Raw genomic sequence first — 15848 nt, 5'->3', positions numbered from 1 at the left:
AGTGGCTGTGACACCGCTCACATCGCTTTGTCGGTCTTAATCTTAACTGTTAAGGATCGGTCTCAGTCGAACAGACTGGAGACCGACTCTTCCTGGCTCGTGCGGTTGATTGCTTCGCCGAGCAGCGTTGCCGTCGAGAGCACGCGAATGTTGTGCGCCGACTGGACGGCCGTTGTCGGTTGGATCGAGTCGGTGATCACGAGTTCGCGCAGCTTGGAGGAGGCAACGCGGGTCACGGCACCACCGGAGAGCACGCCATGGGTGATATAGGCGGTGACGCTGGTCGCGCCGTTCTTCAGCAGCGCTTCGGCTGCGTTGCAAAGCGTGCCGCCGGAATCGACGATGTCGTCTATCAGGATGCAGTCCTTGCCGGCAACCTCACCGATGACGTTCATCACTTCGGATTCACCTGGACGATCACGGCGCTTGTCGACGATAGCCAGCAGACAGTCGAGGCGCTTGGCGAGTGAACGGGCGCGCACAACGCCGCCGACGTCAGGCGAAACGACCATGACGTTGTTGGTGTCGTACTTTTCCTTGATGTCGCGCGCCAGGAGCGGCACGGCATAAAGGTTGTCCGTCGGAATGTCGAAGAAGCCCTGGATCTGACCGGCATGCAGGTCGAGCGTCAGAACGCGGTCTGCACCAGCCTCGGTGATCAGGTTTGCGACCAGCTTTGCCGAGATCGGCGTGCGCGGACCAGGTTTGCGGTCCTGACGTGCATAGCCGAAATAGGGAAGAACGGCCGTGATGCGGCGTGCCGAGGATCGACGGAAGGCGTCGATCATGATCAGCAGTTCCATCAAGTGGTCGTTCGTCGGGAAGGACGTCGATTGAACGACAAAGACGTCTTCGCCGCGCACGTTTTCCTGGATCTCTACGAAGATTTCCTGGTCTGCGAAACGGCGGACGCTGGCCTTGCCGAGTGGTACGTTGAGATAGGAGCAGATCGTTTCGGCCAGTTGCCGGTTCGAATTACCTGCGAAAACCTTCATCTTGGCCCGCCTGTTACCATGCTGAGATGCGGGCTTTTTAGCGCCGTTCCCCCTGAATGCAAGAGGTTTGGACGGCAAGGCCCATATTTTCGGTTGATGCGCCAAAAGGGGCGCATGATTTGCGGTTTTACAGAGCGGATGTCGCTTGGGCGTCAACCCGCGCGAGTGTTCCGCCATGATACATATTCGGCCATGCTTTTGGTCGCGATCTGCTGCATGACCGAGGCCGGCACGCCGGCCCAGGGGTCCTGTGCGCCCGAGGGCACCACCTCCTGGCCCTGGATCCGATGCAGCCGTCCGCCGCTGCCATCGAGGACATCCCAGACATAGGTGATCGTGACATTCCCGCCATCGGAGAAGGCGGAGAAGTAGCCTTTGAGGATGTGCTCGCTCGAAGCGTCGCTGGCACTCTTGATCGTCAGGCCACGGGCGCGCGCCTCTGCGCCGAGCTGGCGAGAGAGCGGCGTGACGGCCTGGACCGGGGCGCCGATGATCGGCAGGAAGCGGATGCTGCCGGTCGATTGGGCCGCAGGCGGCAGGGCGGCCTGCTGAGACTGCGTGGCTTGCGGGGCGGGCTGCGCGGGTTGCGACGCCTGGAGGGTGGTGGCCTGCTGTTGTTGCGGGGCGCTGGGGAAAGTCTGATTGCCTGCGCCATCAAGCGGTGCGGAGGCTGCCGGATTGCGGCCGCCCTGTGCCAGGGCCGCGGCCTGGGCCTCCAGCGAATTCTGCGGGCCGCGTACTGGCTCTGTATAGACGCCGGGCTGGCCGAGCGGTGCACTTTGAACCGGCTGAGTGCCGCCTGCCGGGGCTGCAAGCTCCTGGGAATAGGTCTGCGGCAGACTGCCATTGCCGACATTCTCCGGGGGCGTCAGCACATCCGTGCTGTTGCAGCCCGAGATCAGCGCCAGCAAGCCGAGGATGCCGGCCAGCTTCGTGGTCATCCTGCGAGAACATCTCACCACGGCGGGTCCTTCCGCTTCGATCCTGTCACAATTAATGTGACTAGCATGATCAGGCTGTCAATTCCCTGAACAGACAGGCAAAACCGTGCCACCCCTCGACAAAGGCGTCCGACGAGCTTTCGTCAGACGCTGATCAGGTCGAGCGGATGGCGCGAGAGAGCGCGCGGGCCGGCTTCCGTCGTCAGGTAGGTGTGTCCGATGGTCATCGCCGCTTCCTTGTCACTGTCCATGATGATCATGTGCACGAAGACGGTCATGTCGGCTGCGATCTCCAGCGGGTTGCCCGCATGGAACATCTGGTGCTCCATCCAGGACGGCGCGAAACGTGCGCCGACCGAATAGCCGCAGGCATTGAAGCGATGCCGGGTCAGGCCGCGGTCGTCCATGACCTTGGCATGGGCGTCGAAGACCTCGCCGAAGGTGTGGCCGGGGCGCAGCACCTGCTCGATCGCCCGCATACCCTCGATCGCCGCCGTAAAGAGTTCGCGGTGACGGGAGGTAACGTCGCCGATCAGGACGGTGCGCAGCATGGGAGCGTGATAATGGGAGGCGACACCGGCCCATTCGAGCGTCACCTGGTCGTTGGCAGAGAGCTTTCGGCGGCCCGACTTGTAGCGGCAGAGAAGCGCGTCGGCGGCCGATCCGATGACGAAGGGATTGGCCGGATAGTCGCCGCCGCCGGCCAGCACTGCCGACTGCATGGCGGCGAGGATCTCCGCTTCGTCGGCACCGGGTCCGATCAGGGGCAGGGCGGCGTCGAAGGCGAGGTCGGCCAGTTCTGCAGCCTCGGTCACCTTGGCGATCTCGGCCGGTGACTTGACCAGGCGGAGATTGCTGACGAGGTAGGAGGCATCCACGGCTTCGCAGAAATTGGTGAGCTGGTTGTCGACGAGCCGTGCGACGCGACCGGTCATGCCATGGGTGTCGTATTCGACGCCGACGCGCATGCCGAGAAGATCGAGATCGCTCAGGAGATTGCGCAGATCGACGGCTGGGTCGGCATTCATCCGGTCGACCCAGACGACGATGTTTTCGATCGCCGAGGTCTGCTTGGCCTGACGCAGGTCGGGGGTCCGGGTGAGCAGCGTCAGGCTGCCGTCTGCCTTGACGACCAAGGTCTGGAAGAAGCAGTAGCCGAAGGTGTCGTAACCGGTCAGCCAATACATGCTCTCCTGGGCGAAGAGCAGCAGGGCGTCGAGCTTTTCTTCGGCCATGCGGGCCATCAGGCGGGTGCGACGAGCGGAGAATTCGCTTTCGGTGAAGTGCAGGGCCATCTTATTTCTCCATGATCGCGATCGCGGATATCTGCCGCCCATAGTCGGGTTCGCCCGCATGGGTCGTCCGGCGATAGGAATAGAACGTCTCAGGCGCCGCATAGGTGCAGTGGCCGGTGCTGTCAGCGATGACGCCAGCTTGGCTTAGGCGCATGATGGTCAGGCCGGGCAGGTCGAACATCGCGTGGCCGGGCTTGGAAGAAGGGGTGAAGAAGGCCTCGAATGCCGGATTGGTGGCAAGGAATCGGTCGACGAATTCCGGACCGACCTCGTAATTCTTTTGGGAAATCGAAGGGCCGAGGGTCGCTCGGATCGCCTCGCGGCGAGCGCCGAGCGCGATCATGGCGTCCACGGTGTTTTCGAGAACGCCGCCCAGTGCGCCCTTCCAGCCTGCATGGGCCGCACCGATCACTCGATTTTCAGGGTCGGCGAAGAGGATCGGGCCGCAATCGGCGGTCAAGACGCCGAGCACCACGCCCGAGCTCGCCGTGACCTGGGCATCAGCCTCTGGCCGGCTGCCATCATAATTGGCACCCACCACAACGACGTCGGGGGAGTGGACCTGATGGGCGGTGGCCAGCCGTTCGGGCGGCAGGCCGAACCAGGCGCTGACCCGGCGGCGATTTTCGCGCACCCTGTCGGGGTCGTCATTCGAGCCGAGACCGACATTGAGGCCGCGGTAGATGCCTTCCGACACGCCGCCGTCACGCGTGAAGAAGCCGTGGCGGATGCCGGCTGCAGTCGTGGCGTCGAGGCTTTCTGCGGTGATGGGGCGTGGCTGGTCGGCTGTGCTCATGATTTGTCTCCTGAGCCTTGGCAAATCACGCGTATGCAATGCGGATACTGCGAAACGATTGGATTCAATCGGCTTTCTTCAAATTCGAGCCGTTTGGAACGGGCGCGATCGTGCAGATCGCACCCCGTCCTGTCAATGCTTGGACTTGAATGGCAACAAGTGGACGACGGGCATGGAGACCGCCATGACCTTGAACAACTCGCCCATGTAGCCATTGCCGGCGCCGGCGAGACGGTGCACGGCCTCGACGATTTCGGCTTGCATCTTCTCGTCCTTGTCGCGGCCAAGCGAGGCGGCGCGCTGCTCGATGCCGAGCCCGACGAGGAAGTCGCCCTGATGCATGCAGCCGTTCAGATGCACGCCGGCGGCAAGGGCGGTGCGGGCGAGGTTTTCGAAGTCGACATGGCTGGTGAGATCAGCGAGCCCCGGATGGGCGAGCGGCGGATCATATTCATGGGCGCGCACGGCCTGGAGTGTGTCGCCGAAATTGGTGACCATGTGGCCGTAGTCGATGATCAGCGCGGTGCCGTGGCTGCTCTTCAGGCGCTCGCAGATCGTCAGCATCACCGACTGGCGGACAGGGGCCACTTCGAAGATTTCGCCATCGGCAGCCGTATCGGCGCCCTGCGGCAGCATAGACGGGTCGAGCGTTGCGACGCCGAGCGTGAAGCACAGCTCGTCATTGTCGTCGATACCGACCATGCGTTCGCGAAAACCCTCTGCGGTCTTGACGAACTGGCGGATCGGGATGGCATCGAAGAGTTCGTTGGCTGCGAGCAGGGTAAACCCTTCAGGCACGCCGTCGAAGCTTTCGTGCCAGGAGACCTTGTCGCCGTGGCTGGAGAGCGTTTCCATCTGGGTGAGTTTCAGGAGTGCGCTTGTTTCGACGAGGTGGACGGTCGCCGTTTCGTAGAGCTCGGGTGCCGCACGGGATATCACCCTCAGCATGTCGGCCATCATCGTGCCGCGGCCAGGGCCGATTTCGACGAGGCGCACGTCGCGCGGTTCGCCGTGGCGCTGCCAGGTGTTGATCATGAAGATGCCGAGCATTTCGCCGAAGAGCTGGCTAATCTCGGGTGCCGTGACGAAATCGCCGGCACGGCCGAACGGATGGCGGGTGCGATAGTAGCCGTGTTCGGGGTCGGCGAGGCAGAGGGCGAAATAGTCCGTGATGCTGATCGGACCATTGGCAGAGATCAGCGACTTGATCTTTTCGGCGAGCGGTGTGGCCATCTTGGCTCCTCAGCCTTGGGTCGCGGTGGTCTGACGCCCCGACCGCACGAAAATCCAGATCCCGATCACGACCATCGGTAGCGACAGCACCATGCCCATGGTCAGCCAGCCGCCATAGAGATAGCCGAGCTGCACGTCGGGCTCGCGGAAGAATTCGACGAAGATACGGGCCGACGCGTAGCCGGCAACGAATATGCCGGTGATGCGACCGGGGGCGCGCAGGGCGCCGAATGCGCGGGCGAGGATCTGCAGCAGGATGAGCAGGACCAGACCTTCGAGCGCTGCTTCATAAAGCTGGCTCGGATGGCGGGGGAAGGGGCCTCCGGTTGGAAAGGCCATCGCCCACGGCACATCGGCGGGCCGGCCCCAAAGTTCGCCGTTGATGAAGTTTGCGATGCGCCCGAACAGCAGGCCGAGCGGCACGACGCTGGCGACCAGGTCGAAGAGGCTCCACAGGCGGATCTGATGTTTCCGGGCGAAGTAGACCATGGCGAGCGTCGCGCCGATGAAGCCGCCATGGAAGGACATGCCGCCGTTCCAGACTTCGATAGCGCGCATCGGATTGGCGGCAACCGAGGCGAAGTCATAGAAGAAGATGTAGCCCAGACGACCGCCGGCAACGACGCCGATCGCGACCCACAGGATGAAGTCGTCGATCTGTTGTAAGCTGGCGGGTGCCTGGCCGTTCGGCCACAGATGCGGGCGCTTCAGGAGATCGCGGGCGATCAACCAGCCGAGGAGTATGCCGGCAACATAGGCGAGGCCATACCAATGGACCGCCAGCGGGCCGATCGAAAAGGCGACCGGATCGATCGCGGGAAAGGATACGGCGGCGAAAAGGTCCAGAACTGACAACAATGGAGTACTTTCGTTAATGCTGCTGGAAAATGGCGTTGCGAATAGGCACGGTCAAGATGGAATCGAGGCGGCTGCGACACCGTCAACCACCTTTATCTGTCCTTCGCGTCTTGCGTGCCGGCCTGTCTGGTCCTACCTCATCTGCAGGTACCGATTTTCCAGTCCGCAGTCTGCTTGAGAGGAGTTTTCCATGTCGACCGGCCCCAACCGTATTCTCGATGATTTCGCCAAGTTGATGACGGACGCCGCCGGCGCCGCCCAGGGCGTGCGCAAGGAACTCGAAACGGCGTTCCACGCCCAGGCCGAGCGCTGGCTGAACAACATGGATCTCGTCAAACGCGAAGAGTTCGACGTGGTGCGCGAGATGGCGCTGAAGGCGCGCGAAGAGAACGACGCGCTGCAGAAGCGCATCGAGGCTCTCGAGGCTCAGCTCTCGACCCAGCCGAAGTAACGGCTCTCCCGTTTCGATCTAGCTTCGCGAGACGCCGCAAGGCTTAGGAAGACCCATTGCCTGTGGCTATGGGTCTTTTTGCATTTTCAGCACCTTGACGGGTGTTGCGTGGACCGGAACCCACGAAAAAATTGCAGCTTGTGGACAGCTGCGAAAAAGCCAATCGGCAGAGTCGCTTATGGGGTGATGCAAAGGCGATTCTGAAAGCGCCATCCACAGGTCACACAGTCAAATATGGCGAAGGGGGCTGGTGCTGGCCCCTGACGATTATACACTGATTTTCAACGATGATTCTGAGCGGGGGCCGCGTAAGTTTCGGACAGGGTGCGTGTTCTACCCTGGGGTCCTTCGGAATCGTTTTCAGTAGTTTCCGGTTCAGGTGTCCGAGTGGCCCGGCGGTTCGCCGGGTGCCCGTATTCATTCCGGTCAAGAAGGTGATGCATGAGCCTCATGGAAATCGAAGTCGAACGCCAATCCAACCCGGTCGACATGATCGAGTTTGTCGCGGCGACCAATGACTGGTCGTTCGAGCGTTCGGGCGAAGACGAAATCGCAATGACTGTCGAGGGGCGCTGGGCCGATTACCATGTCTCCTTCTCCTGGATGGAGGAGTTCGAGGCGCTGCATCTGGCTTCCGCCTTCGATCTGAAGATCCCTGAAAACCGCCTGAACGAAGTCATCAAGCTTCTGTCCTACGTCAACGGGCAGGTGCTGATGGGCCATTTCGACCTGTGGCGGAACGAAGACGTTGTGATCTTCCGCCAGTCTCTTCTGCTTGCCGGTGGTGCCGAGCCGACCAATCGCCAGGTCGAGGTGCTTCTCTCCTCCGCTGTCGATGCCTGTGAAGCCTACTATCAGGCCTTCCAGTTCGTGGTCTGGTCCGGCATGGACGCCAAGAGCGCCATGGATGCCGTCCTGTTCGAGACGGTCGGAGAAGCCTGAGAATGACGGATGCCGCATTCGGACAGATCGTCCTCGTCGGAGCCGGCAATATGGGCGGCGCGATGCTGGCCGGTTGGCTGAAGAGCGGTGTGCAGGGCAGTGCCGTGACGGTGCTCGATCCGGGTCCCTCCGACAAGATGATGGCGGCGATCAACGATGCCGGTGCCCAGCACTTTGTCACGCCGCCCGTGGGTCTGCAGGCTGATATTCTCTTTCTCGCCCTGAAGCCGCAGGTCATGGACGCGGTCCTGCCGGGCCTCACGTCTGTTGTCGGGCCGAAGACGACGGTGGTTTCCGTTGCAGCCGGCAAGACCATCGCCTCGATGGAAGGCCATCTCGGTAAGGCGGCCATGGTGCGCGCCATGCCAAATACGCCGGCCATGGTCGGCCGTGGCGTCACTGGTGCCTTTGCCAATGCTGCCGTCTCCGAAGAGCAGCGCGACGTCGTTCATCGTCTTCTTCAGGTGTCCGGCCCGGTCGAATGGGTCTCGAGCGAAGCCGACATCAATGCCGTGACCGCCGTTTCTGGTAGCGGACCGGCCTATGTCTTTTACCTCGTCGAATGCATGGCAGAGGCAGGCCGGAAAGCGGGCCTGCCGGCGGACCTCGCCATGCGCCTCGCACGAGAAACGGTCGCGGGGGCTGGTGAATTGTTGCACCAGTCCCCCGACCCTGCCTCGCAATTGCGCAAGAACGTGACATCGCCTGGTGGGACGACGGCTGCTGCCCTCTCTGTGCTGATGGCTGATGATGCGATGCAGCCGCTGTTCGATCAGGCGATCGAGGCGGCGCGCAAGAGGGCCGAGGAGCTCGCCCAGTGAGCGGTTCCGAGATCACCTTTGCCGATTTCGAGAAGGTCGACATTCGCGTCGGCACGATCGTTGAGGTCGAGAACTTCCCGGAAGCGCGCAAGCCGGCCTTCAAGCTGAAGATCGATTTCGGTCCCGAGATCGGTATCAAGAAGTCTTCGGCGCAGATCACCGTGCATTACACGCCGGAGATGCTGATGGGGCGCCAGGTGCTTGGGGTCGTCAATTTTCCGCCCCGCCAGATCGGGCCGTTTCGCTCGGAGGTTCTGACGCTCGGATTCGAGGACGAGAATGGCGCCATCGTGCTGGCGGCCGTCGAGCAGCCTGTACCGAACGGCAAGAAGATGATGTGACCAGGGGCCCTCGGGCCCCGTTTTACTGGCCGAAATGACCTCAGACGGGAACGCGGATGATGGCGCGCAGGCCACCGAGCGGGCTGTCTTCGAGCGTCACGTTGCCGCCGTGGCTGCGGGCGATGTCGCGGGCGATTGCAAGACCGAGCCCGGTCCCGGAAGCATCCAGGTTTCGTGCTTCATCGAGCCGATAGAAGGGTTTGAAGACATCGTCGCGCGATTCCTTGGGAATGCCCGGGCCGTCGTCGTCGAAAACGATGATCAGCCATTTCGCCGTGTGGCGGGCGTCGATGTCGAGCCTGTGTGCGTAGCGTCGCGCATTGGAGGCGAGGTTGGTCACCAGGCGCGAGAAGGCATTGGGGCGCACATGGACCAGAGGCTCGCCCTCCAGCGTCCAGGAGAAAGCGCGGTTGTGCAGGCTGAAGTCGGCGGCGACGCGTTCGAAGAGGTCGCCAAGATCGAGTGTGCCGACATCTTCCTCGACCTCTCCCTTGGCGAAATCGAGATAGCCTTCGAGCATGCTCTGCATGTCATCGATATCCTGGTTGAGGTTGTCGATCTCCGGCCCGTCACCGGCGAGCGCCAGCTGCAAGCGGAAACGCGTGAGGATGGTGCGAAGGTCATGGCTGACGCCCGCCAGCATGGCGGTACGCTGTTCCATTTGCCGTTCGATACGCTCACGCATCAGGATGAAAGCGAGGCCGGCGCGTCGCACTTCGTCGGCTCCACGCGGCGAGAAGTCTTCCGGCGGACGTTGCCCCTTGCCAAAGCTTTCGGCGGCATTGGCCAAGGCCATGATCGGGCGGATCTGGCCGCGCAGGAAGAGGATGGAAATGGCGATCAGCACGAGCGCGGTCGAAACCATCCAGACCAGGAAGATATGGGTGTTGGAAGCATAGGCGGAATTGCGCGGGGCGAAGATCCGCAAGGTCCTGCCGTCGATGACGATGCGGATCTCGACGAGGCGCGAGGTTCCGACCGTGTCGATCCAGAAGGGGCGACGGATCTGCTCGGCGATCTCGTCGGACAGGATCTGATCGAGAATTGAGAAGAAGGGGCTTGGTCGCGGGGAGGGCAGTTCGGTTCCCGGTTCGAGCGAGATCATCAGGCTCAACTTGCTGGCGGCGACATCGGCGATCGTGGCGAAGTCCTCGTCGTCAGGATAGCGCTGCAGAAGTTCGATGACAGCTGCGATGTCTCGTGTCACGGCTTCCGAAAGCCGCTCGGTGACGAGCTGCCAGTGACGTTCCATGAAAACGAAGGCGACGACCGTCTGCAGGATCAGCATCGGCAGGATGATGATCAGCAGGGATCGGGCGTAGATGCCAGTCGGCAGCCGATGACGCAGCCAGCGGAAGAAGCCCTTCAGGCCGGTCGCCGGGCTACGGTCCTGATCCCGCCGGATCTGATCGAACAGCGTCATGTGCTTACACTTCCTCGGCGCATCACGCGCCCTTGCCGCAGCCTCAGTCCATGCTGAGGCGATAACCGATGCCGCGCACCGTCTGCAGCCAGACGGGGTTGGCGGGATCATCCTCGATCTTGCGCCGCAGCCGATTGATCTGGACGTCGATCGTGCGCTCGCCGACCTCCGCGTCGTTGCCGACGAGTTCGTGGCGCGGGATCGTGTCGCCGGCTCGCGTGGCGAAGAGATACATGATTTCCTGTTCGCGGTCGGTCAGACGGATGACTTCCGCGCCTTTGCGTAGTTCCTTGCGCAGCACCGAGAAGGTGTAGGGACCGAACATCACCTGCTCGATCTTCGGCGCATCGGGGTTCATGTTGCGCTTGAGAATATTGTTGATCCTGAGCACCAGTTCGCGCGGATCGAAAGGTTTGGCAAGATAGTCGTCCGCACCGGCCTCCAGACCGGCAATGCGGCTATCGGCCTCGGAGCGGGCGGTCAGCAGAATGACCGGCACGCGCTTCTCGTCGGACAGGCTCTGGGTGAGAGAAAGACCGGATTCGCCCGGCATCATCACGTCGAGGACGAGAAGATCGAAGCTCAGGCCTTCAAGCTTGCGGCGTGCCTCTGCGGCATCGGCTGCGACGGAGACGCGGAAGCCTTTTTCCGTGAGGAACCGATGCAAGAGGTCGCGAATACGCGTGTCGTCGTCAACCACCAGGAGATGCGGGGCGTCGTCGGTCAGCTCGATCTTCTTCGACACGTCAGTCTGCTCCATCCGTTTCGAGAGGCTGGGTCACGGTCTGTCTTTGCATGCCGTCGAGGAAACGGCGCACGGTCGCGCGCTCGTCTGCGCTCATGCCGTGCATGGCGTGGGCGATGCGGCGCGACTGCGGTTCGGAGAGCGCCAGCGAGAGTTCGCGCCCGGCAAGCGTCGGATAAAGTCGGCGCTGGCGGCGGTCGGCGGGACCCGCCATCTGCCTGATATAACCGCTGTCGATCAGTTCCTTCAGAACCCGGGCAAGACTTTGCTTCGTGATTTGCAGGATGCCGAGCAAGTCGGCAACGGTCATGCCTGGACGGCGGCTGACGAAATGCACGACGCGGTGATGGGCGCGTCCGTAACCGAGCTTGGCAAGGATGGCATCCGGATCGGACACGAAATCGCGATAGGCGAAAAACAGGCTTTCGATGGTTTCGAAGTCGATCGACTTGTCATCGACCACCGGCATCTCCGGCAGGATCTTTTTGGCAGTCTTCGTCGCAGACTGTCGGGCCACGCTCGTCATTCCTTTCCTCCGGCGCAGACGCGAGCGCCACCGCCGGTTATTGCCCTCATCGCCCAGGGCGACGCTTTTCCGAACGTCGGACATCACAATGTGATCGACCGTTCATCCTCGTCTCCTTGACGGGGATTGCCGGCAAAACTATGCGCAAGTGTAGCAAATTTCCAACAAATTTACGCTGATCGCACAGGTTAGACTTTCACCTGGAAACCTATGGCCGGCATGCTCGTTACCACTGCACTGATCAATCACAAGTTCCGGACAAGCCGCTTCGGCGAGGCTTTGCCGAAGGAGAGAGGATTCGCGCCATGATGAACCGTGACCGCACTGCCCAGATTTCCGCAAGCTCCAGCCTGCGCCCCGTTGCGATCCTCGTGTTCACGGCCAAGCTGATGGTAGCCAGCTTCCTCGTCGCCCAGGCTTCCCTGCTTCCGGCATCTCCCGTCTCGCAGGTCTACGGCCTGTCCCGCTAAGTCTATTTCTTCGAAAGTCGCCGTGGTTTCTCTCGATGGTCTGGCATGGTAAGGCCCATGTCGATCACGATCAGAAGGACAGCGAGCCTATGGGACAGATACAGGCGGGAATCATCCCGGTAACCCCCTTTCAGCAGAACTGCACGATCCTATTTGACGACGAAACACGCGAGGGCGTGATCGTCGATCCGGGCGGCGATGTCGATGTCATCATGCAGGTGATCGCTGAGAATGGCCTGACGCTCAAGGCGATCTGGCTCACGCACGGGCACCTGGATCACGCCGGCGGTGCAGCCGAGCTTAAGGAAAAAACCGGGCTTACCATCATCGGGCCGCACAAGGACGATCTGCCGCTTTTGCAGCGCATCGAGACCCAGGCGGCGAGCTACGGCATTTCGGGGTTGCGCAGCGTGCTTCCCGACCAGTGGCTCGAAGACGGCGATACGGTCAGCTTCGGCGATCATACCTTCGAGGTCTACCACTGCCCAGGTCACGCCCCAGGGCATGTCATCTACTTCAACCGCGACCAGAAGTTTGCTCATCTCGGCGATGTCCTGTTCAGCGGCTCTGTCGGGCGAACCGATCTGCCGGGTGGTGACCACCAGACGCTAATGAACTCGATTCGTGACAAGGTCCTGCCTCTCGGGGACGACGTCGGCTTCATCTGCGGCCATGGGCCTGGCAGCCGCATCGGCGACGAGCGCCGAGCCAATCCCTTCATCCAGGGCCTCTGAACGAGAAAAAGCGCCGTGTGACCGGCGCTTTTGTCATTCTGCGGTGCGGTTACGGTCCTTTGCGGGCCGTGCAGAAATGAGTTCTGCCGTCATAGCCGACGAAGGTGCCTGTGCGCGGGTTGAAGCTGCGATAGCGCTGCGCACAATAGTCATACCAGGCGCCGGTCCAGGGCTCGATGCCATAGGACTGAACCACCGGGCGCAACTGCTGATAGACCGGGCGGGGGCGATAGGTGTGGCGCGGCGGCGGAGGCGGATAATCATCGACATAGTAGCCTGGCTCGTCATAGACTGAGACTGGGCGATCGATGTAGATACGGCGTTGCGGCGGCGGGCTTGCGATCGCCGAGCCGACGATCATGCCGGTTGCGAGACCGATGACGCCCAGTGCAAGGGCATCGTCGCTGCGGTGACGATAATGCCGGTCGCCGGCTTCGGCCTGGCTTGCCGCAGCGATCGGCGTCAGTGTGACTGCAGCCGCGAGAAGTGCATTTTGCGCGAATTTCATCATGACGTCGTTCCTCGACCTTCGGAAACTATCTGGCCGATGTGGCTGTTCGGGCCATCGGCGATGATCGCAATCTATGAGGCCTTGCCTGAACGGAGGCTGAACGAAAAAACCCGGCATAAATGCCGGGCCGCAATTCGTAGAAAACCGGGTGAAATCAGCCGGAGATCTGCAGGTTTACGGCCTTAGGGCCCTTGCCACGGCGATCGGGTTCGGTGTCGAAGCTGACCTTTTGGTTTTCGGTCAGGCCCGACAGGCCCGATGCCTGAACGGCGGAGATGTGGACGAAGATGTCCGCGCCGCCATTGTCGGGCTTGATGAAGCCAAAGCCCTTGTCGGTGTTAAAAAACTTTACAGTGCCAGTCTCGGCCATGCGTCAGGTCCTTTTCTCTCTGCCCATATTCGGCGGGGCAGCATTGCAATGTACCCGCAAGCGGGTGAGCGACAGGCATTTGTCGAAATTAGAGGAAAGGGGCCCTGTTACCGCAGTCTAACGCCCGACGATGTTTCCATCCTCTCAAGTTAGGCTGCCCGGGGTTGTTATAGCGTCCCCGGCGCGCACTCATTTATAGGTCTTCCCATGCTCGCAAAATTGCCCGAACGCGCGAAGATTGCTTGGTTTGTCGGAAATTGGCAAGCGAAAGTTTTAACCCTGTATGGGGCGAGATTCCTTTGTTTTCAGTGTGAATGGAGTGATTCGTTACCGTCGAAAGGCGTCGTCACGCCATTTCGAAGAAAATTTGCATCGCTTGCGATGGAGATTGAGGCAAAACCCCTCTCGAACACGGAAATTTGCGGGTGAAAATTTTTCGTGTTCAATGGTCTCGCATTCCGCGGGGCCAAGCTTGTCAGGCAAATTGGCCCCGAATATGGGGCAAATTTTGGCTGATGACAGGTGCGCAGCGTCTGTCAAGTCTGGCCAGCGCGCGTGAGGCGCAGAAGCTGCCCATCCTCTTCGTCGGTCACCAGCAGGATGGAGCCGTCTGGCGCGACCTTCACGTCACGGATGCGGCCGTAGTCGCCTTGCAGAATGCGTTCTTCTTTGCCAATCGAGCCGTCATCGTTGCGCTCGATGCGGGCGATCAGCTGATATTTCAAGGCGGCGACCAGGAAGTCGCCCTCCCATTCCGGGAACATGGCGCCCCGGTAGATCGCAAGCGCTCCTGGCGCGATCGAAGGGTCCCAGTAGTGCAGCGGCTGTTCGTAGCCATCGGCGGACTGACCGATGCCGATTTCGGCGCCGGAATAGTGCTTGCCATAGGAGATCACGGGCCAGCCATAGTTGTTGCCCGCTTCGGGTGCGTTGATCTCGTCACCACCTCGCGCCCCATGTTCGACGGTGTAAAGCTTGTTATCGGCGGGATCGATGACGATGCCTTGGGGATTGCGGTGGCCGCTGGACCAGACTTCGGGAAGAGCCTGGCCCGCCGGATTGGCGGAGGATGGCGTGCCGTCTGCATTGATGCGGAGGATCTTGCCGGCGTGATCCGCAGGGTCCTGAGCGCGATCGGGATCGCCGCGGTCGCCGATGCCGAAAAACAGGCTGCCATCAGCGGCGACAGCGATCCGGGATCCGAAATGCTGGCCGGCGCCAGTCAGCTTGTTCATGAGAAAGATCCGACGGACATCCTCAAGGCGTCGTTCGTTCGCGCTCAGGCGGGCGGAGAAGACGGCCGTACCCTGGCCACCCGGACCGGGGGCGGCGGCGGTAAAGAAGAGACGTCGGCTTTCGGCAAAGTCGGGAGAGAGGGCGAGGTCGAGCAGGCCACCCTGGCCGACGGCCGCGATCCTCGGCAGGCCGCCCAAGGGCCGCCCGACTTCACCATCACGGATGATGCGCATGCGGCCTGGCCGCTCGGTGACGATGAAGGCCCCATCCGGCAGCACTTCAACCGACCAGGGGTTTTCTAGGCCCTCGGCGATGCTGGTGACCTCGATGGTGACGTCGCCGGCCCGGATCTCCCGGGGCTCTTCGGCCGACGCGGATGTCGCAACCGACAAGGCTAGAACGGATACGCACAGTCGTCCGATCTTGTCGAAGGGGTTCAGCATCGTCATCTCCTCACAGCCATCGATTGCTCGTCGAGAAGATGGGGACTGAAATGCAGCTGGCAAGGCGTTTCACAGCCGGCGCGGGCTTCATGACGGAGTTTTGAAGGCGAAGCGCGCGGCTGCCGTCGTCAGTGTCCCGGATTCGACCTGCGCTTAACGCTGATCGCTGCTTTCGCCTTGAACGATCTCCCGCCATCCCCGCCGCCAAAGGGCGAAGCCTCCGGCTGCCATGACCGTGAAGCAGGCGAAGAGGAGGACGATCAGCACATGACGCTCCTTTTGCGGAAGGGGCAGGTGCTTCATCGCGGAGGCCGGGACATCGACCAGTCGGACGGGGGAGGCCGGGACGATGCTGCCGGTGGTCAGGCGATCTGCCGAGATGGTGGAGGTCTGCGGTGCCACGATGAGCTTGTCCCCGCTGGGTGGCGAGGCGGCACCCGGGCTTCCGAACATGAAGAGAGCCAAAGCCAAGCCGCTGGCAGCGGCGAGCCAGGCCAGTGAACGGCTTCGCCTTGAGGGTGGCGTACATGTTTCCAGTTCATAATCCATGACAGGCACCTTCTTTCTTGTCCTGACCGCATGAAACCGTGCGATCGCGTCGCCATGGCGACGAAATTGTGGCGTTTCCCAACTCGAATTGTGATTTCGGCGGTGCTTGGGAAATCGTGCCCACAGACGCATTGGAATGGTGACGCAAATCTCTTGCGTCATCCGTGC

19 protein-coding genes are annotated in these 15848 nt (G+C 61.7%); 6 read left to right on the top strand and 13 right to left on the bottom strand.

What is annotated here, in order from left to right; genetic code table 11:
- Positions 1-62 precede the first annotated feature (62 nt).
- From D4A92_RS20295 to lgt, 6 genes are all read right to left on the bottom strand, one after another.
- The gene (locus tag D4A92_RS20295) at positions 63-995 is read right to left on the bottom strand and encodes a ribose-phosphate pyrophosphokinase (RefSeq protein ID WP_006725592.1); all 933 of its coding nucleotides are present in this window, start codon (positions 993-995) and stop codon (positions 63-65) included.
- Positions 996-1147: 152 nt separating this feature from the next.
- Positions 1148-1936: a hypothetical protein gene (locus tag D4A92_RS20290; protein ID WP_203016908.1), complete on the bottom strand. Its 789-nt coding sequence runs from the start codon at positions 1934-1936 to the stop codon at positions 1148-1150.
- Between the two features lie 143 nt (positions 1937-2079).
- Positions 2080-3231 carry a M24 family metallopeptidase gene (locus D4A92_RS20285; protein WP_203016907.1) on the bottom strand — a complete coding sequence of 384 codons (1152 nt, stop codon included), beginning with the start codon at positions 3229-3231 and terminating at the stop codon, positions 2080-2082.
- Between the two features lies 1 nt (position 3232).
- Positions 3233-4027: a peptidoglycan editing factor PgeF gene (pgeF, locus tag D4A92_RS20280; RefSeq protein WP_203016906.1), complete on the bottom strand. Its 795-nt coding sequence runs from the start codon at positions 4025-4027 to the stop codon at positions 3233-3235.
- A 132-nt stretch (positions 4028-4159) separates the two neighbouring features.
- Positions 4160-5260 carry a class I SAM-dependent methyltransferase gene (locus tag D4A92_RS20275; RefSeq protein ID WP_203016904.1) on the bottom strand — a complete coding sequence of 367 codons (1101 nt, stop codon included), beginning with the start codon at positions 5258-5260 and terminating at the stop codon, positions 4160-4162.
- 9 nt (positions 5261-5269) lie between these two features.
- Positions 5270-6118: a prolipoprotein diacylglyceryl transferase gene (gene lgt / locus D4A92_RS20270; RefSeq protein ID WP_203016903.1), complete on the bottom strand. Its 849-nt coding sequence runs from the start codon at positions 6116-6118 to the stop codon at positions 5270-5272.
- Positions 6119-6308: 190 nt separating this feature from the next.
- Here lgt and D4A92_RS20265 point away from each other — a divergent pair, with 190 nt between their 5' ends.
- From D4A92_RS20265 to D4A92_RS20250, 4 genes are all read left to right on the top strand, one after another.
- On the top strand, positions 6309-6569 hold the full coding sequence (locus D4A92_RS20265) for an accessory factor UbiK family protein (RefSeq protein ID WP_006725586.1): 261 nt from the start codon (positions 6309-6311) through the stop codon (positions 6567-6569).
- Positions 6570-7010: 441 nt separating this feature from the next.
- Positions 7011-7511, top strand: a complete 501-nt coding sequence (locus D4A92_RS20260) for a YbjN domain-containing protein (RefSeq protein ID WP_006725585.1) — start codon at positions 7011-7013, stop codon at positions 7509-7511.
- A 2-nt stretch (positions 7512-7513) separates the two neighbouring features.
- On the top strand, positions 7514-8332 hold the full coding sequence (gene proC, locus D4A92_RS20255) for a pyrroline-5-carboxylate reductase (protein ID WP_203016901.1): 819 nt from the start codon (positions 7514-7516) through the stop codon (positions 8330-8332).
- Positions 8329-8673: a tRNA-binding protein gene (locus tag D4A92_RS20250; protein WP_203016900.1), complete on the top strand. Its 345-nt coding sequence runs from the start codon at positions 8329-8331 to the stop codon at positions 8671-8673. The genes proC and D4A92_RS20250 overlap by 4 nt, the downstream gene beginning before the upstream one ends.
- 40 nt (positions 8674-8713) lie before the next feature.
- Here D4A92_RS20250 and D4A92_RS20245 read toward each other — a convergent pair whose 3' ends face one another.
- Genes D4A92_RS20245 through D4A92_RS20235 form a run of 3 tightly spaced genes read right to left on the bottom strand, consistent with a single transcriptional unit; the run spans position 8714 to position 11367 of the window.
- Complete coding sequence (locus D4A92_RS20245) at positions 8714-10096, bottom strand: ATP-binding protein (RefSeq protein WP_203016899.1); 1383 nt, start codon at positions 10094-10096, stop codon at positions 8714-8716.
- Positions 10097-10139: 43 nt separating this feature from the next.
- Complete coding sequence (locus tag D4A92_RS20240; protein ID WP_203016898.1) at positions 10140-10856, bottom strand: response regulator; 717 nt, start codon at positions 10854-10856, stop codon at positions 10140-10142.
- Positions 10843-11367, bottom strand: a complete 525-nt coding sequence (locus tag D4A92_RS20235) for a MarR family winged helix-turn-helix transcriptional regulator (RefSeq protein WP_203016897.1) — start codon at positions 11365-11367, stop codon at positions 10843-10845. The genes D4A92_RS20240 and D4A92_RS20235 overlap by 14 nt, the downstream gene beginning before the upstream one ends.
- A gap of 305 nt (positions 11368-11672) precedes the next feature.
- Between D4A92_RS20235 and D4A92_RS20230 the strand changes: the two genes are divergently transcribed.
- Positions 11673-11837 carry a hypothetical protein gene (locus tag D4A92_RS20230; protein ID WP_203016896.1) on the top strand — a complete coding sequence of 55 codons (165 nt, stop codon included), beginning with the start codon at positions 11673-11675 and terminating at the stop codon, positions 11835-11837.
- A gap of 89 nt (positions 11838-11926) precedes the next feature.
- Positions 11927-12571 (top strand): MBL fold metallo-hydrolase, encoded by a 645-nt coding sequence (locus D4A92_RS20225; RefSeq protein WP_203020067.1) that lies wholly within the window; start codon positions 11927-11929, stop codon positions 12569-12571.
- Between the two features lie 49 nt (positions 12572-12620).
- Here D4A92_RS20225 and D4A92_RS20220 read toward each other — a convergent pair whose 3' ends face one another.
- The 4 genes from D4A92_RS20220 to D4A92_RS20205 all read right to left on the bottom strand — a co-directional run bounded on the left by D4A92_RS20220 (position 12621) and on the right by D4A92_RS20205 (position 15680).
- Positions 12621-13082 (bottom strand): BA14K family protein, encoded by a 462-nt coding sequence (locus D4A92_RS20220; RefSeq protein WP_203016895.1) that lies wholly within the window; start codon positions 13080-13082, stop codon positions 12621-12623.
- Between the two features lie 154 nt (positions 13083-13236).
- The gene (locus tag D4A92_RS20215; protein WP_006725577.1) at positions 13237-13452 is read right to left on the bottom strand and encodes a cold-shock protein; all 216 of its coding nucleotides are present in this window, start codon (positions 13450-13452) and stop codon (positions 13237-13239) included.
- A gap of 536 nt (positions 13453-13988) precedes the next feature.
- Entirely contained in the window at positions 13989-15137 is a 1149-nt protein-coding gene (locus D4A92_RS20210; RefSeq protein ID WP_203016894.1) for a PQQ-dependent sugar dehydrogenase, read from the bottom strand.
- Positions 15138-15284: 147 nt separating this feature from the next.
- Complete coding sequence (locus D4A92_RS20205; RefSeq protein WP_203016892.1) at positions 15285-15680, bottom strand: hypothetical protein; 396 nt, start codon at positions 15678-15680, stop codon at positions 15285-15287.
- Positions 15681-15848 lie beyond the last annotated feature (168 nt).

The organism is Rhizobium rosettiformans (genome assembly GCF_016806065.1).
GTDB lineage: Bacteria > Pseudomonadota > Alphaproteobacteria > Rhizobiales > Rhizobiaceae > Allorhizobium.
Note: the sequence above shows the minus strand (reverse complement) of the source record. Positions and strands in the feature narration are given on the sequence as shown.